The sequence below is a fragment of the Streptomyces sp. NPDC088706 genome (genome assembly GCF_044752765.1).
In the GTDB taxonomy this organism is placed as follows: domain Bacteria; phylum Actinomycetota; class Actinomycetes; order Streptomycetales; family Streptomycetaceae; genus Streptomyces.
The window spans coordinates 466242-487286 of sequence record NZ_JBIVLW010000002.1 but is presented as its reverse complement, the minus strand read 5'-3'; the positions used below and the strand labels follow the sequence as shown (position 1 = coordinate 487286).

At 69.7% G+C, this 21045-nt stretch carries 21 protein-coding genes and 1 riboswitch; of the genes, 12 read left to right on the top strand and 9 right to left on the bottom strand.

What is annotated here, in order from left to right:
- Positions 1 to 55: 55 nt before the first annotated feature.
- The 4 genes from ACIQAK_RS07810 to ACIQAK_RS07795 form a co-directional block, all read right to left on the bottom strand.
- Entirely contained in the window at positions 56 to 1597 is a 1542-nt protein-coding gene (locus tag ACIQAK_RS07810) for a glycoside hydrolase family 3 protein (protein WP_366387396.1), read from the bottom strand.
- A 9-nt stretch (positions 1598 to 1606) separates the two neighbouring features.
- On the bottom strand, positions 1607 to 2467 hold the full coding sequence (locus ACIQAK_RS07805; RefSeq protein ID WP_366387395.1) for a carbohydrate ABC transporter permease: 861 nt from the start codon (positions 2465 to 2467) through the stop codon (positions 1607 to 1609).
- Positions 2464 to 3474 carry a sugar ABC transporter permease gene (locus ACIQAK_RS07800; RefSeq protein WP_366387394.1) on the bottom strand — a complete coding sequence of 337 codons (1011 nt, stop codon included), beginning with the start codon at positions 3472 to 3474 and terminating at the stop codon, positions 2464 to 2466. The genes ACIQAK_RS07805 and ACIQAK_RS07800 overlap by 4 nt, the downstream gene beginning before the upstream one ends.
- A gap of 114 nt (positions 3475 to 3588) precedes the next feature.
- The gene (locus ACIQAK_RS07795) at positions 3589 to 4887 is read right to left on the bottom strand and encodes a sugar ABC transporter substrate-binding protein (protein WP_366387393.1); all 1299 of its coding nucleotides are present in this window, start codon (positions 4885 to 4887) and stop codon (positions 3589 to 3591) included.
- A gap of 279 nt (positions 4888 to 5166) precedes the next feature.
- Between ACIQAK_RS07795 and ACIQAK_RS07790 the strand changes: the two genes are divergently transcribed.
- The 5 genes from ACIQAK_RS07790 to ACIQAK_RS07770 all read left to right on the top strand — a co-directional run bounded on the left by ACIQAK_RS07790 (position 5167) and on the right by ACIQAK_RS07770 (position 12480).
- Positions 5167 to 5931 (top strand): GntR family transcriptional regulator, encoded by a 765-nt coding sequence (locus ACIQAK_RS07790; RefSeq protein WP_093691401.1) that lies wholly within the window; start codon positions 5167 to 5169, stop codon positions 5929 to 5931.
- A gap of 247 nt (positions 5932 to 6178) precedes the next feature.
- On the top strand, positions 6179 to 8404 hold the full coding sequence (locus tag ACIQAK_RS07785; protein ID WP_366387392.1) for a carbon starvation CstA family protein: 2226 nt from the start codon (positions 6179 to 6181) through the stop codon (positions 8402 to 8404).
- Positions 8401 to 8604: a YbdD/YjiX family protein gene (locus ACIQAK_RS07780; protein ID WP_366387391.1), complete on the top strand. Its 204-nt coding sequence runs from the start codon at positions 8401 to 8403 to the stop codon at positions 8602 to 8604. The genes ACIQAK_RS07785 and ACIQAK_RS07780 overlap by 4 nt, the downstream gene beginning before the upstream one ends.
- A gap of 178 nt (positions 8605 to 8782) precedes the next feature.
- Positions 8783 to 8918, top strand: a riboswitch (cobalamin riboswitch).
- A gap of 134 nt (positions 8919 to 9052) precedes the next feature.
- Positions 9053 to 11467, top strand: a complete 2415-nt coding sequence (locus ACIQAK_RS07775; RefSeq protein WP_366387390.1) for a ribonucleoside-diphosphate reductase subunit alpha — start codon at positions 9053 to 9055, stop codon at positions 11465 to 11467.
- The gene (locus tag ACIQAK_RS07770; RefSeq protein ID WP_366387389.1) at positions 11467 to 12480 is read left to right on the top strand and encodes a ribonucleotide-diphosphate reductase subunit beta; all 1014 of its coding nucleotides are present in this window, start codon (positions 11467 to 11469) and stop codon (positions 12478 to 12480) included. Before ACIQAK_RS07775 ends, ACIQAK_RS07770 begins: the two co-directional genes overlap by 1 nt.
- Before the next feature lie 578 nt (positions 12481 to 13058).
- Here ACIQAK_RS07770 and ACIQAK_RS07765 read toward each other — a convergent pair.
- Entirely contained in the window at positions 13059 to 13820 is a 762-nt protein-coding gene (locus ACIQAK_RS07765; RefSeq protein WP_366387388.1) for a GntR family transcriptional regulator, read from the bottom strand.
- Positions 13821 to 14105: 285 nt separating this feature from the next.
- Here ACIQAK_RS07765 and ACIQAK_RS07760 point away from each other — a divergent pair, with 285 nt between their 5' ends.
- From ACIQAK_RS07760 to ACIQAK_RS07735, 6 genes are read left to right on the top strand one after another with little or no spacing between them, the layout of a single operon-like run.
- A complete protein-coding gene (locus tag ACIQAK_RS07760; protein ID WP_366387387.1) occupies positions 14106 to 14366 on the top strand; it encodes a hypothetical protein in 261 nt (86 codons plus the stop codon).
- Positions 14363 to 14674 (top strand): hypothetical protein, encoded by a 312-nt coding sequence (locus ACIQAK_RS07755; RefSeq protein WP_366387386.1) that lies wholly within the window; start codon positions 14363 to 14365, stop codon positions 14672 to 14674. The genes ACIQAK_RS07760 and ACIQAK_RS07755 overlap by 4 nt, the downstream gene beginning before the upstream one ends.
- On the top strand, positions 14671 to 15033 hold the full coding sequence (locus ACIQAK_RS07750) for a hypothetical protein (RefSeq protein WP_366387385.1): 363 nt from the start codon (positions 14671 to 14673) through the stop codon (positions 15031 to 15033). Before ACIQAK_RS07755 ends, ACIQAK_RS07750 begins: the two co-directional genes overlap by 4 nt.
- A 41-nt stretch (positions 15034 to 15074) precedes the next feature.
- The gene (locus ACIQAK_RS07745) at positions 15075 to 15491 is read left to right on the top strand and encodes a hypothetical protein (protein WP_366387384.1); all 417 of its coding nucleotides are present in this window, start codon (positions 15075 to 15077) and stop codon (positions 15489 to 15491) included.
- Positions 15488 to 15883 carry a hypothetical protein gene (locus ACIQAK_RS07740; RefSeq protein WP_366387383.1) on the top strand — a complete coding sequence of 132 codons (396 nt, stop codon included), beginning with the start codon at positions 15488 to 15490 and terminating at the stop codon, positions 15881 to 15883. The genes ACIQAK_RS07745 and ACIQAK_RS07740 overlap by 4 nt, the downstream gene beginning before the upstream one ends.
- A 55-nt stretch (positions 15884 to 15938) precedes the next feature.
- Complete coding sequence (locus ACIQAK_RS07735; protein ID WP_366387382.1) at positions 15939 to 16592, top strand: hypothetical protein; 654 nt, start codon at positions 15939 to 15941, stop codon at positions 16590 to 16592.
- Positions 16593 to 16634: 42 nt separating this feature from the next.
- Here the strand turns inward: ACIQAK_RS07735 and ACIQAK_RS07730 are convergent, their stop codons facing one another.
- On the bottom strand, positions 16635 to 16844 hold the full coding sequence (locus ACIQAK_RS07730) for a hypothetical protein (RefSeq protein WP_366387381.1): 210 nt from the start codon (positions 16842 to 16844) through the stop codon (positions 16635 to 16637).
- Positions 16845 to 16936: 92 nt separating this feature from the next.
- On the opposite strand from ACIQAK_RS07730, the gene ACIQAK_RS07725 reads away from it, so the two are divergent.
- Complete coding sequence (locus tag ACIQAK_RS07725; RefSeq protein WP_366387380.1) at positions 16937 to 17914, top strand: helix-turn-helix domain-containing protein; 978 nt, start codon at positions 16937 to 16939, stop codon at positions 17912 to 17914.
- Positions 17915 to 17938: 24 nt separating this feature from the next.
- On the opposite strand, the gene def is transcribed toward ACIQAK_RS07725, so the two are convergent.
- From def to ACIQAK_RS07710, 3 genes are all read right to left on the bottom strand, one after another.
- Positions 17939 to 18577, bottom strand: coding sequence for a peptide deformylase (gene def, locus ACIQAK_RS07720; RefSeq protein ID WP_366387379.1), 639 nt, complete (start codon positions 18575 to 18577; stop codon positions 17939 to 17941).
- 120 nt (positions 18578 to 18697) lie between these two features.
- Positions 18698 to 19693, bottom strand: coding sequence for a hypothetical protein (locus ACIQAK_RS07715; protein ID WP_030561019.1), 996 nt, complete (start codon positions 19691 to 19693; stop codon positions 18698 to 18700).
- Positions 19694 to 19785: 92 nt separating this feature from the next.
- Positions 19786 to 21024 (bottom strand): metal-dependent phosphohydrolase, encoded by a 1239-nt coding sequence (locus ACIQAK_RS07710; RefSeq protein ID WP_366387813.1) that lies wholly within the window; start codon positions 21022 to 21024, stop codon positions 19786 to 19788.
- Positions 21025 to 21045: the final 21 nt, after the last annotated feature.

Here is a 21045-nt window from a genome sequence, read left to right as displayed (position 1 = left end):
GTTGTGCCGCCCGTCCGGCGAGAGGCTTTGTCCTCGATCGCCGGACGGGCTCGATTTACCGGCCGGACGGGCTGGATATGTCCGTCACCGCTTCCGCGGCCGCCTGGCCGCAGACCCTGGACGCGCCGTGGGTGGCGATGTGGAGGGTTCCCCGGGGGGTGGACGCCGGGACGCCCATCTCGACCACGATCGTGTCCGGGCGCGCCGCCAGCAGGGCGTCCAACGCCTGGGCCATCCAGGCGTGGCGGTGTTCGTCGCGGACGACGGCGACGATGCGCCGCTCCCCCGCCGCGGCGACCACCTCGGCCGCCGGGTCGGCGCTCTCGCTGGTGTACCGGCCCGCGGCGGTCCCGGGAAGGAGGCGGGTGAGTCCGGCGGCGACGCCCCAGGGGGTCTCGTCGCCGACCGCGATGTTCGCCACCGCGGAGAACTCCGCGACGTAACCCGGCTCGGTCAGCCGGTCGCCGGTGCCGGTGACCCTGACCGCGCGGCGGGCGGCCACCAGGCCGATGTCGGAGCTGACTCCGGTGCCGGGCGCGGTCCCCTCCTGCACTTCCGCGCCCGGCTCCGGGACATCCCCCCGGGCCCCCTGCGTCCAGGACGCGAGGGCTCGTACCCGGGCGGCCGCATCCGCGAGCCGCTCCTCGGCCAGGTCGCCGCTGTGCACCGCGGCGACGAGGGCGTCGCGCAGGCGCAGCACCGTCTCCTCGTCGGCCAGCCCGCCGCCGACGCAGATGGCGTCGGCGCCCGCGGCGATCGCGAGGACCGATCCGCGCTCGATGCCGTAGGTCCGGGAGATGGCTTCCATCTCCACGCCGTCGGTGACGATCAGGCCGTCGTAGCCCAGCTCCTGACGGAGCAGACCGGTCAGGATCCGCGGACTCAGGGTGGCGGGGCGGTCCGGGTCGAGTGCGGGGAGCAGGATATGCGCGCTCATCACCGATTGGGAACCCGCCGCGATGGCCGCCCGGAAAGGCAGCAGCTCACGGGCGTGCAGGGTGTCGAGATCCACATCGATGCGGGGCGTCGCCAGGTGCGAGTCGACCGCGGTGTCGCCGTGGCCGGGGAAGTGCTTGGTGCACGCGGCGACGCCGGCGGCCTGGAGCCCTTCGACGTACGCGGCGGTGTGCCGGGCCACCAGTGCGGTGTCGGCGCCGAAGGAGCGTACGCCGATGACCGGGTTGGCCGGGTTGGAGTTGACGTCGGCGGACGGCGCCCAGTTCAGGTTGACGCCGCACGCGGCGAGCCGGCGGCCCAGCTCGTGGGCGACGGCCCGGGTGAGGTCGACGTCGTCGACGGAGCCGAGGGCGAGGTTGCCCGGGAACGAGGAGCCGTCCCTGACCTCCAGGCGGGTCACGTCGCCGCCCTCCTCGTCGATGGCGACGAGGACGTCGTCCCGTTCGGCGCGCAGCCGCGCGGTGAGGGCGGCGAGCTGCTCGGGCGAGGCGATGTTGCGGCCGAACAGCCCGACGGAATTGAGCCCTTCACCGACGCGGCGCAGCAGCCAGTCCGGTGCGGCGGTTCCGGTGAATCCGGGCTGGAGCACCGCGAGCGCGTCGCGCGTCAGGGTGTCCGTGGTGGAAACGAGGGTCGTCATGGGCCCGCACTATCCCTTCACAGCGCCGGAAGTGAGGCCTGCGGCCATCTTCTTCTGGATGATCATGAAGAACACGACGACGGGCAGGGCGATCATGGTCGAGGCCGCCATGAGTGCGCCGTAGTCCGTTCCGCGCTCGGTGGTGAACGTCATCAGCCACACGTTCAGCGTGTACTTGGAGTTGTCGTTGATCAGGATGTACGCGAAGAGGTACTCGTTCCACGCGTTCACCAGGGCGAAGATCGACGCGGCGGCGAGCCCGGGGGCGAGCAGCGGGAAGACCACGCGGCGGAAGGCGCCGAAGCGGGTGCAGCCGTCCACCATCGCGGACTCCTCCAGCTCCACCGGGATGTTCACCACGAAGCCGCGGATCATGATGGTGGCGAAGGGGAGCGTGGAGACCAGGTAGACGACGATCAGGCCCCAGTACTCGTCGATCCCGCCCATGGCGTTGAGCTGGGCGTAGATCGGGATGAGCATCGCGGTCGGGGGCAGCATCTGGACCAGGATCATGACCAGGACGAGGGCCTTGCGGCCGAAGAACCGGAACCGGCCGATCGCCAGGGCGGCCAGCGTCGCAATGATCATGCCTCCGACCACCGCGGTGACGGCGACGATCAGGCTGGACTGGATGGCGGTGACGAAGTTCGGCTGCTCGGTGGCCCGTACGAAGTTGTCGAAGGTGACCGACGTGGGCCACAGGGTCTGGTCGTAGCTGCGGATCTCCCGGTTGGGCCGCAGGGCGCTGATGACCAGCCAGTAGACCGGGAAGATCATGACGGCGGCGATACCGAGGCCGAGCAGGTCGAAGTGGAGCCGGCTCTTCTTGCGGTCGGGGCGCAGCGCCTGTGTGTCGGTCGTGCTGCTCATTCGACCTCTCCCGTCTTCATGAGCTGGCGCAGGTAGTACACGGCCACGCCGGACAGCAGCAGCACCGTGATCAGGGCGATCGCGGTGCCCTGGCTGAAGGAGGTGGACTCGAACGCCTTGGAGTAGGAGTAGAGGCCGAGGGTCTCGTACTCCGGCTCGGGCTTGTTGCCGCGCAGCAGCCAGATCTGGCCGAAGACGTTGAAGTCCCAGATCACCGAGAGGGTGGCGACCATGGTGAAGACCGGCTTGATGACCGGCCAGGTGACGAACTTGTAGATGCCGTAGCTGCTGGCGCCGTCCAGCGCGGCGGCCTCCTCCAGCTCCTGGGGGACCTGGGTGAGGGCGGCGTACAGGGTGACGACGACGAAGGGGATGGCGCCCCAGACGACCAGCAGGGCGATGATGCCGAAGCCCTGGACCGGGTCGAGGTACCAGTTGTGTCCGAGCCAGTCCTCGCCGACGACCTTGGCGATCAGGGTGTTGATCAGGCCGTAGTCGGAGTCGGCCATGAACCGGAAGATGGAGGCGGCGACCATCAGCGGCATCGACCAGGCGGCGATCAGGGCCACGGTCAGGACGAGCCGGACCCAGGTGGAGAGCTTGCGCATGAGCAGCGCGACGAGCAGCCCGATGCCCATCGTCAGCGACACGCAGATGGCCATGAAGACGACCGTGCGGAAGGTGACCCACCAGAACTCGGGGTCGCCGAGGATGTTGGTGAACTGCTCGAAGCCCACCCAGGGGGCGGGCTCTCCGGTCCACAGTTCGCGCCGGCCCATGTCCTGGAAGGACATGACCACCGTCTTGCCGAGGGGGTAGAGGTACACGGCGGCGATCGCCACGATCGCCGGGAGGATCAGGAAGTAGGGGAGGAGTTCGCCCTTCTTCCGCTTCCTCTTCTGTGCCCGGGGCGCGTCGCCGTCGACGGACGACGACTTCCCGGTCGGCTGCGGGTCGGGTGGCAGGGGGACCGGCGGCCCGACGGCCTTGGTATCAGCGGCAGACACGTGGCTGACCTTCCATCGCGGGTCCGAGGCGGGCCCCGGAATTCACGGCGTTACTTGCTGAAAAGGGGGCGGGGGCCCGGCAGCTGCACCGGGCCCCGCCTGGCGACCGGAAGGTCAGGCCTTCTTGTTGATCAGGGCGTTGATCTTGTCGTCGGCCTTCTTGGAGGCGTCGGCGACGGAGGAGCCCTTGAGGATCTCCAGGAGGACGTTCTCCAGGATCTCCTCCTTCTCGATGGAGGCCCAGCCCGGCGCGATCGGCGTGAACCAGGCGTCCGGCACCGCGTTGGCGATGGCGGCGGTCTCCGGCTTCGTCTTCAGCGGCTCAAGCTGCTTCTCGTTGTTGGGGAGGACGTTCTTCGACGCGAGGACCTCGCCGCCCTTGGCGTTGGTGAAGAGGGCGATCCACTCCTGGCCGAGGTCCTGGACCTTGGACTTGGAGATCGTCGCGAGGTCCGAGCCGCCGATGAAGGACGGGAGCGCCTTGCCCTCGGGGCCGGGGATACCGGCGGTGGCGATCTTGCCCTCGAGCTTCGGGTTGCCGTTCTCGCCCGTGGTGACGCTGCCGGCCTCCCAGGCCTGGCCGTAGATCACGGCGGCCTTCTCGTTGGCCATGACGTTGGCGTGGTCCTGCTCGTCCTTCGTCTGGTCGGCCTTGTTGTACTTCTTGACCAGGTTGACGAAGTGCTCAAGGCCCTTCTGCGACTCGGGGGAGGACAGCGCGCCCTTCCACTCCTTGGCGCCCTCGTCGTACGTGGCTATCTTGCCGCCGTACGCGGCGACGTAGGACATCGCGGCGTACCAGTAGCGGCCCGGGAAGTAGAGCGAGGAGGCGCGCTTGTCCTTCTTGGCCAGCTCGGCGGAGACCTTGTCCATCGCCGCGAGGAACTCGTCCTCGGTCTGCGGGAGGGCGTCGGTGCCGGTGCCCGCCTTCAGCATGTCCTTGTTGTAGACGGCCAGACGCGCACTGGCGTAATAGGGAACGCAGTACGTCTTGCCTTCGAAGGTGCAGGTGTCCTTCAGGCCCTTGATCCAGGTGTCCGAGTTCTCGTACTTCTTGGGGTCGATTTCCCCGAGCGCACCATTGAGGATGTACTGCATGGTCTCGGTATTGCCGAGTTCGACGACATCCGGGAATTTGTCGCCACCGAGGGAGGTGTCCAGCTTCTTGACCTTGTCGGCCCACTGCTGGTACTGAACCTTGACCGTGACACCCGGGTACTTCTTCTTGAACTCGGCGTTGACGTCCTTGACCAGCTCAGGCCAGGTCGACTGGGCCTCGCCCATGAGCCAGACGGTCAGGGTCTCCTTGCGGTCCTTCGGGTCCTGCGACGATGCCTTGTCGTCGGAACCGCACGCCGCGACCGAAACCAACATGCCCGCGACACCGATCGCCGCGATGAGCTTGCGCTTCACGTCAAACCCTCCTCAGGGATGCTGCAACCCCACCCACCGCGAAGACATTCGACGAGTTCTGCTGGGGCTGGACCTGGTCTTTAATGGTTTAGACCAGTACCGGGAGCTTGGCCTAGACCTTTATGGGTGTCAAGGGTGTATAAGAAGTGCACTCGCGTCCGTTATAGGACCGACACCTAAGGGAGGGCGACGACCCGTGACCGGACCGTGCCACCATGTGAGCCGCGACAGACGGAGGAGCCGGTGACGGCAGCAACGCAAGCGTCGGAAAGGCGGGCCATGGGTGCCGACGGGGGCAGTTCGGGGAGCGAGACCGGCAACGGTGCGCGCACCGCGCGCGTACCGAAGTACTACCGGCTCAAGCGCCATCTCCTGGACATGACCGATACCTTGCCGCCCGGCACCCCGGTGCCGCCGGAGCGCACCCTGGCGGCCGAGTTCGACACCTCGCGCACCACCGTGCGCCAGGCCCTGCAGGAGCTGGTCGTCGAGGGCCGGCTCGAACGCATCCAGGGCAAGGGGACGTTCGTCGCCAAGCCGAAGGTCTCCCAGGCGCTCCAGCTGACCTCGTACACCGAGGACATGCGTGCCCAGGGGCTGGAGCCGACGTCCCAGCTGCTCGACATCGGCTATGTGACGGCGGACGACACGCTCGCCGGCCTGCTGGACATCTCGACGGGCGGCCGGGTGCTGCGCATCGAGCGGCTCCGGCTCGCCAGCGGGGAGCCGATGGCGATCGAGACCACCCACCTTTCGGCCAAGCGCTTCCCGGCGCTGCGCCGTTCGCTGGTGAAGTACACCTCGCTCTACACCGCCCTGGCCGAGGTGTACGACGTGCGCCTGGCCGAGGCCGAGGAGACCATCGAGACCTCGCTGGCCACCCCGCGCGAGGCGGGTCTGCTGGGGACGGACGTGGGGCTGCCGATGCTGATGCTCTCCCGCCACTCGATCGACGGCCAGGGCGAGCCGGTGGAGTGGGTGCGCTCCGTCTACCGGGGCGACCGGTACAAGTTCGTGGCGCGCCTGAAGCGGCCGACGGACTGAGGGGCGCAGCAGGCGGACAGGCGGTGGCCCGGGGATCTCCTTCCCCAGGCCACCGCCTGTTTCCGGTCATCCGGTGAGATCGGATCGCGTGAACCGATCCCCCGTCCGGTCCGTGTCCTTACCGCGGAACATCGGTGGAGACCTCGGCGATGCACGACCGGTATGCGGACAGGGGTTCCTCCGGTCGGCCGCAGCACCTAGATTTCGCGCACGTTACGACAGTGATCACGCGAGGGGACGGAGCGTCATGCCGGAATCGCCCACACCAGCACCACCGGTTCCAACACCACCGGGACGGCGGGCGCTGTCCCCCAGAACCATCGTCGTCTGGAGCCTGGTCGCCCTGGTCGGCGCGATCGGCTGGGCCACCCTCGCGCTCTCGCGCGGTGAGGAGGTCTCCGCCGCCTGGATGCTGGCCGCCGCCCTCGGCTCGTACGCCATCGCCTACCGCTTCTACTCCCGGTTCCTCGCGAACCGGGTCCTGAAGGCGGACAAGAACCGCGCGACCCCCGCCGAACTGCTCAACAACGGTGTCGACTTCCACCCGACCGACCGCCGGGTCCTGTTCGGCCACCACTTCGCCGCCATCGCTGGGGCGGGCCCGCTGGTCGGCCCGGTGCTCGCCGCGCAGATGGGGTACCTGCCCGGGACGATCTGGCTCGTCGTCGGCGTCATCTTCGCCGGTGCCGTCCAGGACATGGTGACGCTGTTCTTCTCCACCCGCCGCAACGGCCGTTCGCTCGGCCAGATGGCGCGCGACGAGATAGGGCCGGTCGGCGGGATCGCCGCCCTGGTCGCGGTCTTCATCATCATGATCATCCTGCTCGCGGTCCTCGCGCTGGTCATCGTGAACGCGCTCGCCCACTCGCCGTGGGGCGTCTTCTCCATCGGCATGACGATCCCGATCGCCCTCCTCATGGGTGTCTACCTGCGCATCCTGCGGCCGGGGAAGGTCAGCGAGGTCTCCCTCATCGGCGTCGCCCTGCTGCTCCTGGCGATCGTCGCGGGCGGCTGGGTCGCCGAGTCGTCGTGGGCGGACTTCTTCACCCTGGAGCCGGGCACGCTGGTCATCTGGATGATCGTCTACGGGTTCCTCGCCTCCGTGCTCCCGGTGTGGCTGCTGCTGGCCCCGCGCGACTACCTCTCCACCTTCATGAAGGTCGGCACCATCGGGCTGCTGGCCCTGGGCGTGGTCGTCGCGCTGCCGACCCTGAAGATGCCCGCGGTCACCGACTTCGCCACCAGCGGCTCGGGCCCGGTCTTCGCCGGCTCGATGTTCCCGTTCGTCTTCATCACCATCGCCTGCGGCGCGCTCTCCGGCTTCCACTCCCTGGTCTCCTCCGGCACCACGCCGAAGATGGTCCAGAAGGAGACGCAGATCCGGATGATCGGCTACGGGGCCATGCTGACCGAGTCGTTCGTGGCGATCATGGCCATGATCGCCGCCTGCATCATCGACCCGGGGCTGTACTTCGCCATCAACGCGCCGGTCGGCGTGATCGGTGACAGCGTCCAGTCGGCCTCCGAGGCCGTGGCCAACTTCGGCTTCACCATCACCCCGGACGCCCTGGCCCGGGCCGCCAAGGACGTCGAGGAGCAGAGTCTGCTCTCGCGCACCGGCGGCGCGCCGACGTTCGCGCTCGGCATGTCGGAGATCTTCTCCGCGGTGGTCGGCGGGACCGCGATGAAGGCGTTCTGGTACCACTTCGCCATCATGTTCGAGGCGCTCTTCATCCTCACCACCGTGGACGCCGGCACCCGCGTCGGGCGCTTCATGCTCCAGGACATGCTGGGCAACGCCTACAAGCCGTTCCGCGAGGTCAGCTGGAAGCCGGGCGTCTGGTTCGCCAGCGCCGTCGTGGTCGGCGGCTGGGGCTACTTCCTCTGGGTCGGTGTGCACGACCCGCTGGGCGGCATCAACCAGCTCTTCCCGCTCTTCGGCATCGCCAACCAGCTGCTGGCCGCCGTGGCGCTGGCCGTCTGCACCACCCTGCTGGTCAAGTCCGGCCGGCTGAAGTGGGCGTGGGTCACCGCGGTCCCGCTCGCCTGGGACGTGGCGGTCACCCTCACCGCGAGCTGGCAGAAGATCTTCTCGCCGGACGTGAAGGTCGGCTTCTTCGCCCAGCGCGACAAGTACCAGACGGGCATCGACGCGGGCGAGGTGCTGCCGCCCGCCAAGAACATGGACGAGATGCAGACCGTCGTCACCAACTCCACCGTCGACGGGGTGCTCTGCGCGCTCTTCGCGCTCCTCATCATCGTGGTGCTGGTGGACGCCGGCCGGGTCTGCTTCCGGGCCATCCGCGACCCCGAGAGCGTCAGACTCCACGAGACGCCGTACGTCGAGTCCGAGCTCGTGGCCCCGGCCTCGCTCATCGCCACCAAGGAGGAGAAGGCCGAACTGCTCGCCGCGGGCGTCGGCCCCGAGGGCGGCATCCGCAAGGAGGCGGCGGGAACCGGGAGCCGGACATGACCGTCGCGGACGTACGGCGGGTGGCGGGACGCGTCCGCTGGTACGTCCGGGAGCTCACCGGCGAAGCCGCGTACGACCGTTATGTGGCACACGCCCGGTCCCACGATCCGGACACCCCGGTGATGACCCGCCGCGCCTTCGAACACAGCCGCACGGACGCCCGCGAGGCGGACCCCCGCGAGGGCTTCCGCTGCTGCTGACCACCACCGGCCGATCGGGGCCGCCGCACCCCTTCCAGGGGCGCGGCGGCCCCTTTTCGCGCCCCGCGAGAGGGCCCGCGTACGCCGTCGATCGGGAAGAAGTCGGGCGAAGAAGCCAGACCGCCATACCAACATCTGTTCACGCCGACACAACATGTGGGGGCTTCCTCTTCGAGCGCCCCCCACATGTATGCTCGACCTCGCTGTCGCCGCAGGGGAATCCGGTGCGAATCCGGAACTGTCCCGCAACGGTGTGAACAGTGTGCTTTTGCACACCCGAAGTCCGAAGACCTGTCGACAGTGCGTCCGGCTCGACCGAACCGGACGCCAGACGTCCGGGCCTCGCGGATGGGCCGGTGGACGCCGTGAGCAGTGCTGCCCCGAAGGGCACCGTGCTGCCCGGCTTCCCCGCTCGCCGCCGGCCCCCAGCCGAGCGAGGGAAAGCCCAGTGACCATCGCGCCCGCCGATCCGGTTTCAGCCACCGAATCCGCCGCCTCCACCACGTCCGGCGAAGGCACGAACGACGGACCCGGGACCGCCCTGCTGCGGACCCTGACCGACCTCACCGTCGACCTGCCCGACACCGACCCCGGACGGGTCGCCGCCTCCGCGCTGCGCGGGCGCAACGCCCGCTCCGACGAGGCCGAGCTGCGTTCGCTGGCCACCGAGGCCGCCGCGGGTCTGATCTCCGAGGACCCGGCGTACTCCAGACTCGCCGCCCGGCTGCTGACCCGTACGATCGCCGACGAGGCCGCGACCCAGGGCGCGACCTCCTTCTCCGCCTCGGTCGCGGTCGGCCACCGCGAGGGCCTGATCGCCGACCGCACCGCGGCCTTCGTGGAGCTGCACGCGGGGGCGCTGGACGAGCTCGTCGAGCGGACGCTGGCCGACGGCGCCGACGACCGCTTCGGCTACTTCGGTCTCCGTACGCTGCACAGCCGCTACCTGCTGCGCCACCCGATCACCCGCCAGGTCATCGAGACCCCGCAGCACTTCATGCTGCGGGTGGCCGCCGGCCTCGCCGAGGACGAGTCGGTGCGGGCGCTGGACGAGGTCGCCGCGCTCTACGGGCTGATGAGCCGGCTGGACTACCTCCCCTCCTCCCCCACACTCTTCAACTCCGGCACCCGGCACCCGCAGATGTCCTCCTGCTATCTGCTGGACTCCCCCAAGGACGAGCTGGACTCGATCTACGACCGCTACCACCAGGTGGCGCGGCTCTCCAAGCACGCGGGCGGCATCGGTCTGTCGTACTCCCGCATCCGCGCCCGGGGTTCGCTGATCCGGGGCACCAACGGGCACTCCAACGGCATCGTGCCGTTCCTCAAGACGCTGGACGCCTCCGTGGCGGCCGTGAACCAGGGCGGCCGCCGCAAGGGCGCGGCGGCGGTCTACCTGGAGACCTGGCACGCGGACATCGAGGAGTTCCTGGAGCTCCGCGACAACACCGGTGAGGACCAGCGCCGTACGCACAACCTGAACCTGGCGCACTGGATCCCGGACGAGTTCATGCGCCGGGTCGACGCGGACACCGAGTGGTCGCTGTTCTCCCCCGCCGAGGTCCCCGAGCTGGTCGACCTGTGGGGCGACGACTTCGACGCGGCCTACCGCGCGGCCGAGGCCAAGGGGCTGGCCCGCAAGACGATGCCGGCGCGTGAGCTGTACGGCCGGATGATGCGGACCCTCGCGCAGACCGGCCAGGGCTGGATGACGTTCAAGGACGCCTCCAACCGGACCGCGAACCAGACCGCCGAGCCGGGCCGGGTCGTGCACTCCTCGAACCTGTGCACCGAGATCCTCGAAGTCACGAACGACGGCGAGACGGCCGTCTGCAACCTGGGTTCGGTCAACCTGGGCGCCTTCGTCGCCAACGGCTCGATCGACTGGGAGCGGCTGGACGCCACCGTGCGGACCGCGGTGACCTTCCTGGACCGGGTCGTCGACATCAACTTCTACCCGACCGAGCAGGCCGGGCGCTCCAACTCCCGCTGGCGGCCGGTGGGCCTGGGCGCCATGGGCCTCCAGGACGTCTTCTTCCAGCTGCGGCTGCCCTTCGACTCGCCGCAGGCCCGCGCGCTCTCCACCAAGGTCTCCGAGCGCATCATGCTCGCCGCGTACGAGGCCTCCTGCGACCTCGCGGAGCGTTCGGGCCCGCTGCCCGCCTGGTCCGAGACCCGGGCCGCGCGCGGGGTGCTGCACCCGGACCACTACGACACCGAGCTGAACTGGCCGGAGCGCTGGGACGCGCTGCGCGCCCGGGTCGCCGAGACCGGCATGCGCAACTCGCTGCTGCTCGCCATCGCGCCGACCGCCACGATCGCCTCGATCGCCGGTGTGTACGAGTGCATCGAGCCGCAGGTCTCCAACCTGTTCAAGCGCGAGACGCTCAGCGGTGAGTTCCTCCAGGTCAACGCCTATCTGGTGGACGAGCTGAAGAAGCTCGGCGTGTGGGACGCCCGCACCCGTGAGGCGCTGCGCGAGGCGAGCGGCTCGGTGCAGGGCTTCGCCTGGATCCCCGAGGACGTGCGGGCGCTGTACCGCACCGCGTGGGAGATCCCGCAGCGCGGTCTGATCGACATGGCGGCGGCCCGTACGCCGTTCCTCGACCAGAGCCAGTCGCTCAACCTGTTCCTGGAGACGCCGACGATCGGCAAGCTCTCCTCGATGTACGCGTACGCCTGGAAGCAGGGGCTGAAGACGACGTACTACCTGCGTTCGCGCCCGGCGACCCGGATCGCCCGTGCCGCGTCCGCTGCCGCGCCGACCGCCGTCCCCATTCCCGTACAGCAGGCGTCGGCTCCCGACGCGGACGCCATCGCCTGCTCTCTTGAGAACCCCGAGTCCTGCGAGGCCTGCCAGTAATGAGCTCCACCGACAAGAACCTGCTCGACCCGGGTTTCGAGCTGACCCTGCGTCCCATGCGCTACCCCGACTTCTACGAGCGCTACCGGGACGCGATCAAGAACACCTGGACCGTGGAGGAGGTCGACCTCCACTCCGACGTCGCCGACCTCGCCAAGCTGTCGCCGGGTGAGCAGCACATGATCGGCCGGCTGGTGGCGTTCTTCGCCACCGGTGACTCGATCGTCTCCAACAACCTCGTGCTGACGCTGTACAAGCACATCAACTCCCCCGAGGCGCGGCTGTACCTGTCGCGGCAGCTCTTCGAGGAGGCCGTGCACGTCCAGTTCTATCTGACGCTGCTGGACACCTACCTGCCCGACCCGGACGACCGGGCGGCGGCGTTCGACGCGGTCGAGGAGATCCCCTCGATCCGCGAGAAGGCCCAGTTCTGCTTCAAGTGGATGGACTCGGTCGAGAAGATCGACCGGCTGGAGACGAAGGCCGACCGCCGCCGCTTCCTGCTGAACCTGATCTGCTTCGCGGCCTGCATCGAGGGGCTGTTCTTCTACGGCGCCTTCGCGTACGTGTACTGGTTCCGCTCGCGCGGTCTGCTGCACGGTCTCGCCACGGGCACCAACTGGGTGTTCCGTGACGAGACCATGCACATGAACTTCGCGTTCGAGGTCGTGGACACCGTCCGCAAGGAGGAGCCGGAGCTCTTCGACGACGCGCTCCAGCAGCAGGTCACCGACATGCTGCGGGAAGCGGTCGAGGCGGAGCTGCAGTTCGGCCGCGACCTGTGCGGCGAGGGCCTGCCGGGCATGAACACCGACTCGATGCGCCAGTACCTGGAGTGCGTCGCCGACCAGCGGCTCGCCCGCCTCGGCTTCCCGACGGTGTACGGCTCCGAGAACCCGTTCTCGTTCATGGAGCTCCAGGGTGTCCAGGAGCTGACGAACTTCTTCGAGCGCCGCCCGTCCGCCTACCAGGTGGCGGTGGAGGGCTCGGTCGGGTTCGACGACGACTTCTAGGCCTTGGCGAGGCGGTCCCGGGCACCAGTCGGTGCCCGGGCCTTGCCTGTTCCGGCTGGGACCCTTCACGCCGGGCACAGTTCGGCGGCCCTGTGCCGTTGGTCGGACGGCGTCGACCTTTGCGTCGTGTGCACCTGCGGAAAACACCAACCTCTGCATGCAAGGCGGCTTCCAAGGAAGCTCACGGGTGCCCATCATCCGGGGCGTCGGCCTCAGCGGATGACGGGCGGTACTGCCGCCTACTCAGACTCGGAGAAGATCCTTGAGACCGGCAGGTGGCAATCTTTGTTCCAAATGACCCTCCAGAGCGCATAGGCCAAGGCGTTGTATGCACTCGGATCAAATCCACATGAGGACTGACGTGAGGGTGATCACCGCTTCGTAAGACCTGGTGGACCTGTCACAGCAAGCAGCAATGGCACACCGCCCACGGGCATCGGCGGTAGCCAGGGAGCCCGTCCAGGCAGCCGGACCTTCCCACCATGCACGGCAGAGCGGGGCGATGCTCAGCACCGAGCCCGCGAAGCGACGTCAAACTTCCCAGCCTGGACGCTCCCCGTCACGCGGAGGCAGTCACGTCACGCGTCGAAGTCGTACTCCAGGACGTAGGCCGCCGCGTCCAGAACCATCTCGTTGACCTCCACAGGGCGGCGGTCCTCCTCCGCGAAAGCGGTGCGGCAAACGAGCATGACGGGCGTACCTGCCGGCAGGCTCAGCTTCGACGCTTCCTCCGGCAAAGGCATCCGGGACCGGATCTCCTCGCGGAAGTGAACCGGCTTGTGGCCCAGTTCGGCCAGCCGCGCATAGACGCCTCCCGGACCAGTGTCCGGCCGGGTGATGGCCGAGCCCGCAACCAGGGACGCGGGAAGGTACGAGGTCGACAACAGCACCGGCTTGCCGTCCAGGACGAACCGCCGGCTCCTGATCCAGACACTCTCCCCCGCCCCAAGACCGAGCATCCTCACCGCGTTCTCCGAGGCGGTTCCCTCGCGTACCTCCACCTGGTCCACCACCAGGTCCCGGTCCTCGAGGTCCGCTTCCCAGACAGAACGTCCGGACCCCCACTGCTCGCTCGCCAACCGCTGAATCCCGCGCCGCCTCAGCGGCTGGAAGGCTCGGACGAAAACACCCACGCCCTTCCGCGCCTCCGTCAGCCCTTCACTCTGGAGCACGCTCAGCGCCTGCCGAACCGTCATGCGCGCTACGCCGTACTGCGCCATGAGGTCGTTCTCGCCCGGGAGACGGCTCCCCGCCCCCAATGCTCCTGACCGGATCTCCGCCTTCAAGGCGTTCGCGATCCGCTGGTACTTGGGCTCACGGCGGCTGGCGTCGGTGGCCATCAACGGGTTCCTCTCCTTTCCGGACAGCTTAGGCCCGCCAGTCACTCACGCGACATCCGGGCAAGGCCCCGCAGACAGATCAGCTGGCCCACCTGGGCGTTTATGGGTGTGCGTGAGTCGACTCACGCACACCCACCCAGATGCGAACAGCAGAGCTGTACAAATGCAAGCCGACCGGTTGACATCTCTAGAGAACTAGAGTTCTCTAGAGATGTCACGAGATTCGGTCCCGCGCTGACGGCCTCTGTCGCCAGGCGGACGCCGCGACGGTATGAGGAGCACTCGATGCACGGCGAGAACTTACGCCCGAATACCCAGCAACCTCCTGAACTCCCCTTTGTCGGAACCCTCCTGGTAGACACCAGCCGAGGCAACCGCGTCGGCGAGTTCCGAGGGGTCGCCGGCCTCTACTGGTCCCTCCGCCCCGTCGGCGGCGGGATCGAGTGGGAGGTCGAACCCCGGCACGTACGGCCCGCGCTGCCCATAGAGCAGCTCCGCGCCCGTACCGCACGAGCCAACGCCCGCAGTCGAGGTGAGGTGCTGTGAGCGGCGCGTTCGCCCGGCTACGGGTACGGCTCACCCTCGCCCTGGGGGCCGCCGAGATCCGCCTACGGCTCCGGCTCCCCCGCCTCATGTGGGCGCTCACCCGGCACCCGGCCACCCCCACCGCACCCTTCGCCGAACTCGTACGCATCGAAGCCGACCCCGCCTACCGGGCCCTGTTCTTCACAGGGCTGGACGCCGCCCTCGAAGACCGACTGGCCACCCGGACCGCCGTCGTGGCGGAGATCGAGGTGGCGGCCGAACAGCTGAAGGCCCTGATCGGGTGCGGCGACCACGGGCGTGCCGCATGATGTGCGCCAGTTACGCCGCCGAGGTCACCCTGGCCGCCGGGCAGCGGTTCGCCTCGCTCGGCCGGGTCAGCGTACGCAACCGACGGCTCGTCCTGCTGTGGCTCCGCAGACAGGCCCTCCGCCTCGCCGACGGACACGGCAGCGGCGTACGGGACGAGTCACCCGGCGACGTCCGGTCCGTCCTCTTCCACGGCTCCGACGCTCCCGAAGGGCTGCGGTTCTGGGCCACCGACCACCACCGCCAGGACGACGCCATACGGACCCTGGAAGCGGGCTTCCCCCTTCAGTTCACCGTCCTCGACCCCGCCGTCGGGCTCAGCCTCGCCGGGTGGCACACCTCCCCGGCCGACCGCCCGTAGCCCCTCCACAGAAGAGACCTCACGTGCTTCAGTGCACCGTCGTGACCCGGATTCCTCTCGGTGAGGTGACCGTCGCCCTCGTCACCATGGCCGGCGGACCCGGCGCCCCTCCCGACGACTTCACCCTCGACCACTACGTCCTGTGTGAACTCGGCGAACACGCCACCCTTACCGATCACGCCGCACTCCTCAGCGCCGCCGACGAACCCGACCGGCCCGCCCTTTGGTTCTTCTGGAGCGGCACCGGCACCGACCGCACCCACCGCGTCCAGGCCGAGCCCTGGTGCCCCGCCACCCTCCGTAACTTCGACACCGACGCCCTCTTACGGTGCTCGTTCTTCAACGACCACACCACTGGGCACTCCTGGGACGTCACCGACCCGCTCGGGGACCTCATAGCCGGACCACTCAGCACCGACGACGCCTCCGACGATCTACGGGAACGGACCCAACCATGAACCAGTGCACCGCCGTCGCTCTTCTCCCGCCTCCGGACCACCTCATCGCTCTGTCGCCCGCCGGACACCGTCCCGAAGCCGGGCACGTCCTGTGCGAACTCGGCGAGGAACATGACGACCTGCACGCCGCGATGCTCTGGGACGAAGGCGGACGGCCCGGACGCGCGGTCCGGGTCCGGTGGAAGGGCTCAGGGCTCGCCAAGCTCATGCCGCTCCCCTGGTGTCCCGTACGCGGCACCCGTGAAAGAGCCTGCGAACTCTTCGCCGCACACCCCTCCTCACACCGCTGGGACATCACGGACCCCACCGACGAAGCGATCACGCGAGTCCTGGCCCATCAACACCCCCATCTGTTCCCCGAGTACCGGGACGAGGGCGGGAACCAGCGCTGACGAACAGGGCGGAAACCGTGGCCCGATCCGCGGTACCTCTTGGGAGAATCCCCCCATGAGCAAGATCGTGAACTACAGCATGGCGAACCGCGGCAAGATCGCGCGATTCCTTCCCGGACAGGACCTGACCGCCGACGACATACGGCTGCTGGACAAGATGCGGGCGGCGGCCCAGGCCCGGCAGGACGATCTGGACGCCCAGGACGTGGACTGGGGCCTGTCGGTGCAGGACGCCCTGGAGCAGCTCGTCTCCGGACGTACCGACTCCACCGCCGAATGGGCCGGAAACGCCTATTACACGGCTCTCCAGATCGTCATCGACCACAACGGCAGCGACATGTCCACGCTGGCGAGTTACCGCAGCCCCATCACCGTCTTCACCACTCTGGACGACCAGCTGAGCGCGGCGGGCGTCGCCGTGGACCTGCTGCCCAGTCAGTACATTTTCAGCGGACCGCCGTCCGAGATCGCGTTCCACATCCCCCCGCCCGTGGAGGGGTCGCCGGAGATCGGGTGCTGGCCGATGCAGCAGGCCGGGCCCGCCATCAAGGCCTACCGCGAGGTGCTGGACCGGATGGATCCCGACCTCAGGTACGAGCTGACGGAGCTGATCGAGGCCCTGGAGGGCTGGTATTCCGAATGGGCCGACGGTGAAGGCTCGTTCTGGTGGGCCGAGGACACCTCGGTCTTTTTCTCCACCGTCGGCTGAGCCGGCGTCACCTTCGGGACGGCGGACCGGCAAGGCGCTCTCCTAGGCCTTCGCCCAACCCTTCGGGTAGGAGTGCCGCGTGACCTTATGGGGTCGCGCGGCGCTTCGCGTCTCCGTGGGCTCCGCCTCCCTCCGTTCCGCGTCGCGCAGCTGACGGTCGATGCGCCGCTCGCGGATGAGGCCGACGGCGGCCGGGAGAGCGACGAAGACGAAGAGGGCGGTCACGACGAGGTAGTTCAGGAAGAGGTTCATGGCTCTACTGTCGTCCGCCCCGGAGGATTCCGTCAGTGGCAGCACTGCCACGCAGCATCGAATTACTGCCACACTCGTGCCACACTGACGCCATGCTGAAAAATGTCGCCGTCCTGCTGCTCGACGAGGTCCACCCCTTCGAACTCGGCGTGCTCTGCGAGGTATTCGGCCTGGACCGGAGCGAAGAGGGGCTGCCGGTCCACGACTTCGCGGTGGTCTCCGCCGAGGGCCCGGTGCTCCGCACCCACGCCGGCTTCACCATCAGTACGCCGCACGGCCTGGAGCGGCTGGAGGAGGCCGACCTCGTCGCCGTACCGGCGAGCAGCCACGCCCCTGATCTGGCATACCCGGAGGCGGCCCTTCAGGCGCTGCGCCGGGCCGTGGAGCGCGGGGCGCGGGTGCTGAGCGTCTGCTCCGGGGCGTACGTCCTCGGGGCGGCGGGGCTGCTGGACGGCCGCCGCTGCACGACGCACTGGCGGCACGCGGCGGAGCTGGCCCGCCGCTACCCGAAGGCGATCGTGGAGCCGGACGTGCTGTACGTGGACGAGGGCGCGGTCATCACCTCGGCCGGCACCGCCTCCGGGATCGACGCCTGCCTGCACCTGGTCCGCCAGGAGTACGGGCAGGACGCGGCCAACACGATCGCCCGCCGGATGGTGGTGCCGCCGCACCGGGACGGCGGCCAGGCGCAGTACATCAACCGCCCGCTGCCCCGGAACGCTTGTGACACGGTCGGCTCCACGCTGGCGTGGATGGAGCACCACCTCGACCAGGAGATGACGGTGGAGCAGCTGGCCGCCCTGGCGCACATGTCGCCGCGCACCTTCGCCCGCCGCTTCCAGCAGGAGACCGGGACGACCCCGTACCGCTGGCTGCTGCGGCAGCGGGTGCTGCTGGCCCAGCACCTGCTGGAGACCTCCGACCAGACGATCGACACGATCGCGGGGCAGACGGGGTTCGGCACGGCGGCGACCCTGCGCCACCAGTTCGTGCGTACGCTCGGCACGACACCGAACGCCTACCGCCGGACCTTCCGCGGCCCGGCGCGCGCGGTGCCCGACGTCGCCTGAACGGCCCCGGGCCCGCGCGGCGCCTCAGCCGTTCGGGACGGTCTCGTAGCGCGGAGTGCCCTCTTCCATCTGCCGCAGCGCGTCCTTGCGGTCGCGCTTGGAGAGCCGGTCGATGTACAGGTAGCCGTACAGGTGGTCCGTCTCGTGCTGGAGGCAGCGCGCGAAGTAGCCGCTGCCCCGCACCTTGATCGGGTTCCCCTGGGCGTCCTGGCCGCGCACCACCGCGTAGTCGGGGCGGGCGAGGGCGGCGTAGGCGGTCGGGACCGAGAGGCAGCCCTCGTTGGAGTCGTCCAGCACCCGCGCCTCGGGGGCCAGCTCCTCCAGGACCGGGTTGCAGACGACGCCCACGTGCCGCTTGCCGTCGTCGTCCGGGCAGTCGTAGACGAAGACCTTGCGGTCCACGCCGATCTGGTTGGCCGCCAGGCCCACGCCCTCGGCCGTCCGCTGGCTGGCGAACATGTCGTCGATCAGCCGCGCCAGCTCGTCGTCGAACTCGGTGACGTCCTCGCACTCCTTGTGCAGCACCGGGTTGCCCACGACCGTGATCGGACGCGAGGTGCCCCGCTCGCGGTAGGCCGCCTCGCGCGCCTCACAGTCCTCGGTGTCGACGATGAACCCCTCGTCGTCCACACCGATCCGCCCGTCCGTCTCCTGCTGCGACATGTCCGCCGTACGCCTTCCTGCAAAACCTGAACTCGGTGACCCCGCCGGACCCGGCCGGATGCCGGGATGCGCGGGAGGAACAGCACCGCGATCGGTGCGCGTACAGCCTACGGGCAGTGGTCAGCAGACTTCTTCGAGATCCCGCCACTCGCGGCTGTCCGGGCTGTCGGCGACCCAGCCGTCCAGCAGCCCGCGCACCAGTCCGGCCGGGGCCGCGAGACCGCACTCGCGCTCGGGGACCCACAGGTCACCGGCGCCCGCGGTCCGGTGGCCGAGCGGTCCCGGGTGGCCCGGCTCGCTGTGGTCGTGCGGGTCCAGGTGCTCCCCGTCGCCCTCGTCGCTCTCCATCCGGCTCTCCGAACAGGCCCGGCACAGCAGCCGTACGGAGGAGGACCAGTCCTCGGCGGCGAACCCGGCGTCCGAGGCGAGCTTCTCCAGCGCGTCCCGGTCCTCCTCGGTGGCCGCCTCCAGCAGCACCACCCAGGTCGGCACCGGGGAGGGCGCCCACAGCTCGATCTCGTCGAAGACCGGATACGAGGGACCGGCGGCGGTGACCCGCTCCCCGTTGGGCACCCCGTCGTGCAGCACGACCTCGCCCCAGCGCCGCCCGGAGGACGGCAGCGGGATGGAGAGCACCTCCATCCGGGCCGGGTCGAGCCGGCGCCCCCAGACCACCTCGGCCTCACCCTCCGGCGAGAGCCGCACCGCCGCGCTGCCCAGCTCCATGCCCGTCGGCTCGGTGGTGGCCGCACTGTTCAACCCGGAGCCGGGCACCTTGAGGCCGTACGCCTGCCAGGCCCGGCGCGCCAGCGGCCAGTCCTGGAGCGCGGTGGCCGCGATCCCGACGTTCCACCAGTCCGGGGCGCCGGACTCGCGGTCCAGCAGCGCGACCGCCCGCAGGCCCGCCGCGCGCGCCTGCTCCCAGTCGTGGCGGAACTTGTGCAGCAGCGCCAGATTGAACCAGGACTCCGAGAGCCAGGGCTCCAGATCCGCCGCGCGCGTCAGCAGCGCCCCCGCGTCCTCGTACCGGCCGTCGCCGATCAGCGTGAACGCGCGGTCCGTGGCCTGCCGCCAAGAGGCGGACGGCCGATGCCGTACCTTCCCGAAGATCCTCACGATTCCCGCCTGTCCCGACTGGACACCCTCGTTTTCCGCTCTGCTTTCGCATCCAACCATGCCCGGCCGGACGCCCGCTCATTACCCATGGGTTACCCAGCCCCGGCCCGGGTCAGACCGCCCCGGCCGAGGACTCTGGCAAGGGCCTCCACCACCTGCGGCTGGTGGTCGTGGCCGGTGGCGAGCCTGAGCTCCTCCAGCGCCCCCAGCGGCCCGCCGACGCCTTCCCCGCACAGGTCGTCGTATGCGTTGACCGTCCTGACGATTCTGGCGGCGGGCAGCTGTTCCCGGTAGGGGTCCGCCTGCTGTTCCACCACCGCCGCGACCTGCGGGTCCACCCCGGTCCGGCGGACCACCGCCCCGCCGAGCAGGGCGATCCGGCGCTGTTCGGCGGCGGGCAGCCGGGTGGTGGCCCCGTCGGCGACCGGGTCGAGCAGGGAGAGCTGGCCGATGTCGTGCATCAGGGCCGCGTACTCCAGCACGGTCAGCTGCGCCCCGGTGAAGCCCAGCTCCCGCCCCACGGCGGTGGCGAGCACGGCGACCCGGCGGGCGTGGCCGGGCGGGGTGTACCCGGCGATCTCGGTGGCGCGGGCGAGCGAGGCGATGGTCTGCCGGCGGGTCGTGCGGACGGCCGCGTACCGGCGGAAGGAGACCTGGGTCAGCAGCAGCGGCACACAGAGCACGGGCAGCGCCCACAGCCCGGCGACGGCGACCCCCAGCGCCAGCACCACCCCGCTCGCCCCGACCGCGGGCCCGATCCCGGCGAGCGCGCGCACCTCGTCGGCGAGGAACGGCCCGTACGGAGGTGGGGGCCCGGTGCCGTACCGCAGGGCCCGGGCACGCGCCACCAGGGCGGCGAGCAGAGCCTCGCAGAGGGAGGTCAGCACCAGCAACGCGAGCAGGAACAGCGCGAAGCGCAGCCCGTCGCCGAACCACCGCACCGTCTGCCCGGAGTGGTGGAGCGGCTGGAAGCAGACCGCGGCGAACCCCACCGTCAGCACCCGCCGCGTCGCCCGGTCCACGTCCGGGCCGCCGCCCCGGGCCGACTGCTCCACGGCGGCCACGAGCTGCGCGGCGACGACCACGGTGACCACCTGGAGGGGCCCGTGCCCGGTCGGCTCCCCCGCGCTGTCCCCGAGCAGGGCGTACGCGAGCGCCCCGGCTGCGGCGAGCGGCGCGGGCTCCCGCTCCCCGGGCGCCCCGCCCCGGCGGGCCAGCTCCCCGGCGACGACGAGGAGACCGAAGGCGAGGGCGTGGCCCGGTTCGACGAGCCCGTACCGCAGGGTGTGGGCGAGCGCGGCGAGGGTGAGGGTGAGGGCGGCGGCGCGCACGGCGAGGAGGGCGGGCGGGCG

Excerpts from the sequence above, each read along its gene's own strand:
- ACIQAK_RS07810 (WP_366387396.1), bottom strand. The coding sequence starts at position 1,597 with ATGACGACCCTCGTTTCCACCACGGACACCCTGACGCGCGACGCGCTC.
- ACIQAK_RS07780 (WP_366387391.1), top strand. The coding sequence starts at position 8,401 with ATGACCGTCGCGGACGTACGGCGGGTGGCGGGACGCGTCCGCTGGTAC.
- ACIQAK_RS07740 (WP_366387383.1), top strand. The coding sequence starts at position 15,488 with ATGAACCAGTGCACCGCCGTCGCTCTTCTCCCGCCTCCGGACCACCTC.
- ACIQAK_RS07785 (WP_366387392.1), top strand. The coding sequence starts at position 6,179 with ATGCCGGAATCGCCCACACCAGCACCACCGGTTCCAACACCACCGGGA.
- ACIQAK_RS07725 (WP_366387380.1), top strand. The coding sequence starts at position 16,937 with ATGCTGAAAAATGTCGCCGTCCTGCTGCTCGACGAGGTCCACCCCTTC.
- ACIQAK_RS07760 (WP_366387387.1), top strand. The coding sequence starts at position 14,106 with ATGCACGGCGAGAACTTACGCCCGAATACCCAGCAACCTCCTGAACTC.
- ACIQAK_RS07770 (WP_366387389.1), top strand. The coding sequence starts at position 11,467 with ATGAGCTCCACCGACAAGAACCTGCTCGACCCGGGTTTCGAGCTGACC.
- def (WP_366387379.1), bottom strand. The coding sequence starts at position 18,577 with ATGTCGCAGCAGGAGACGGACGGGCGGATCGGTGTGGACGACGAGGGG.
- ACIQAK_RS07790 (WP_093691401.1), top strand. The coding sequence starts at position 5,167 with ATGGGTGCCGACGGGGGCAGTTCGGGGAGCGAGACCGGCAACGGTGCG.
- ACIQAK_RS07735 (WP_366387382.1), top strand. The coding sequence starts at position 15,939 with ATGAGCAAGATCGTGAACTACAGCATGGCGAACCGCGGCAAGATCGCG.
- ACIQAK_RS07805 (WP_366387395.1), bottom strand. The coding sequence starts at position 2,467 with ATGAGCAGCACGACCGACACACAGGCGCTGCGCCCCGACCGCAAGAAG.
- ACIQAK_RS07750 (WP_366387385.1), top strand. The coding sequence starts at position 14,671 with ATGATGTGCGCCAGTTACGCCGCCGAGGTCACCCTGGCCGCCGGGCAG.
- ACIQAK_RS07765 (WP_366387388.1), bottom strand. The coding sequence starts at position 13,820 with ATGGCCACCGACGCCAGCCGCCGTGAGCCCAAGTACCAGCGGATCGCG.
- ACIQAK_RS07730 (WP_366387381.1), bottom strand. The coding sequence starts at position 16,844 with ATGAACCTCTTCCTGAACTACCTCGTCGTGACCGCCCTCTTCGTCTTC.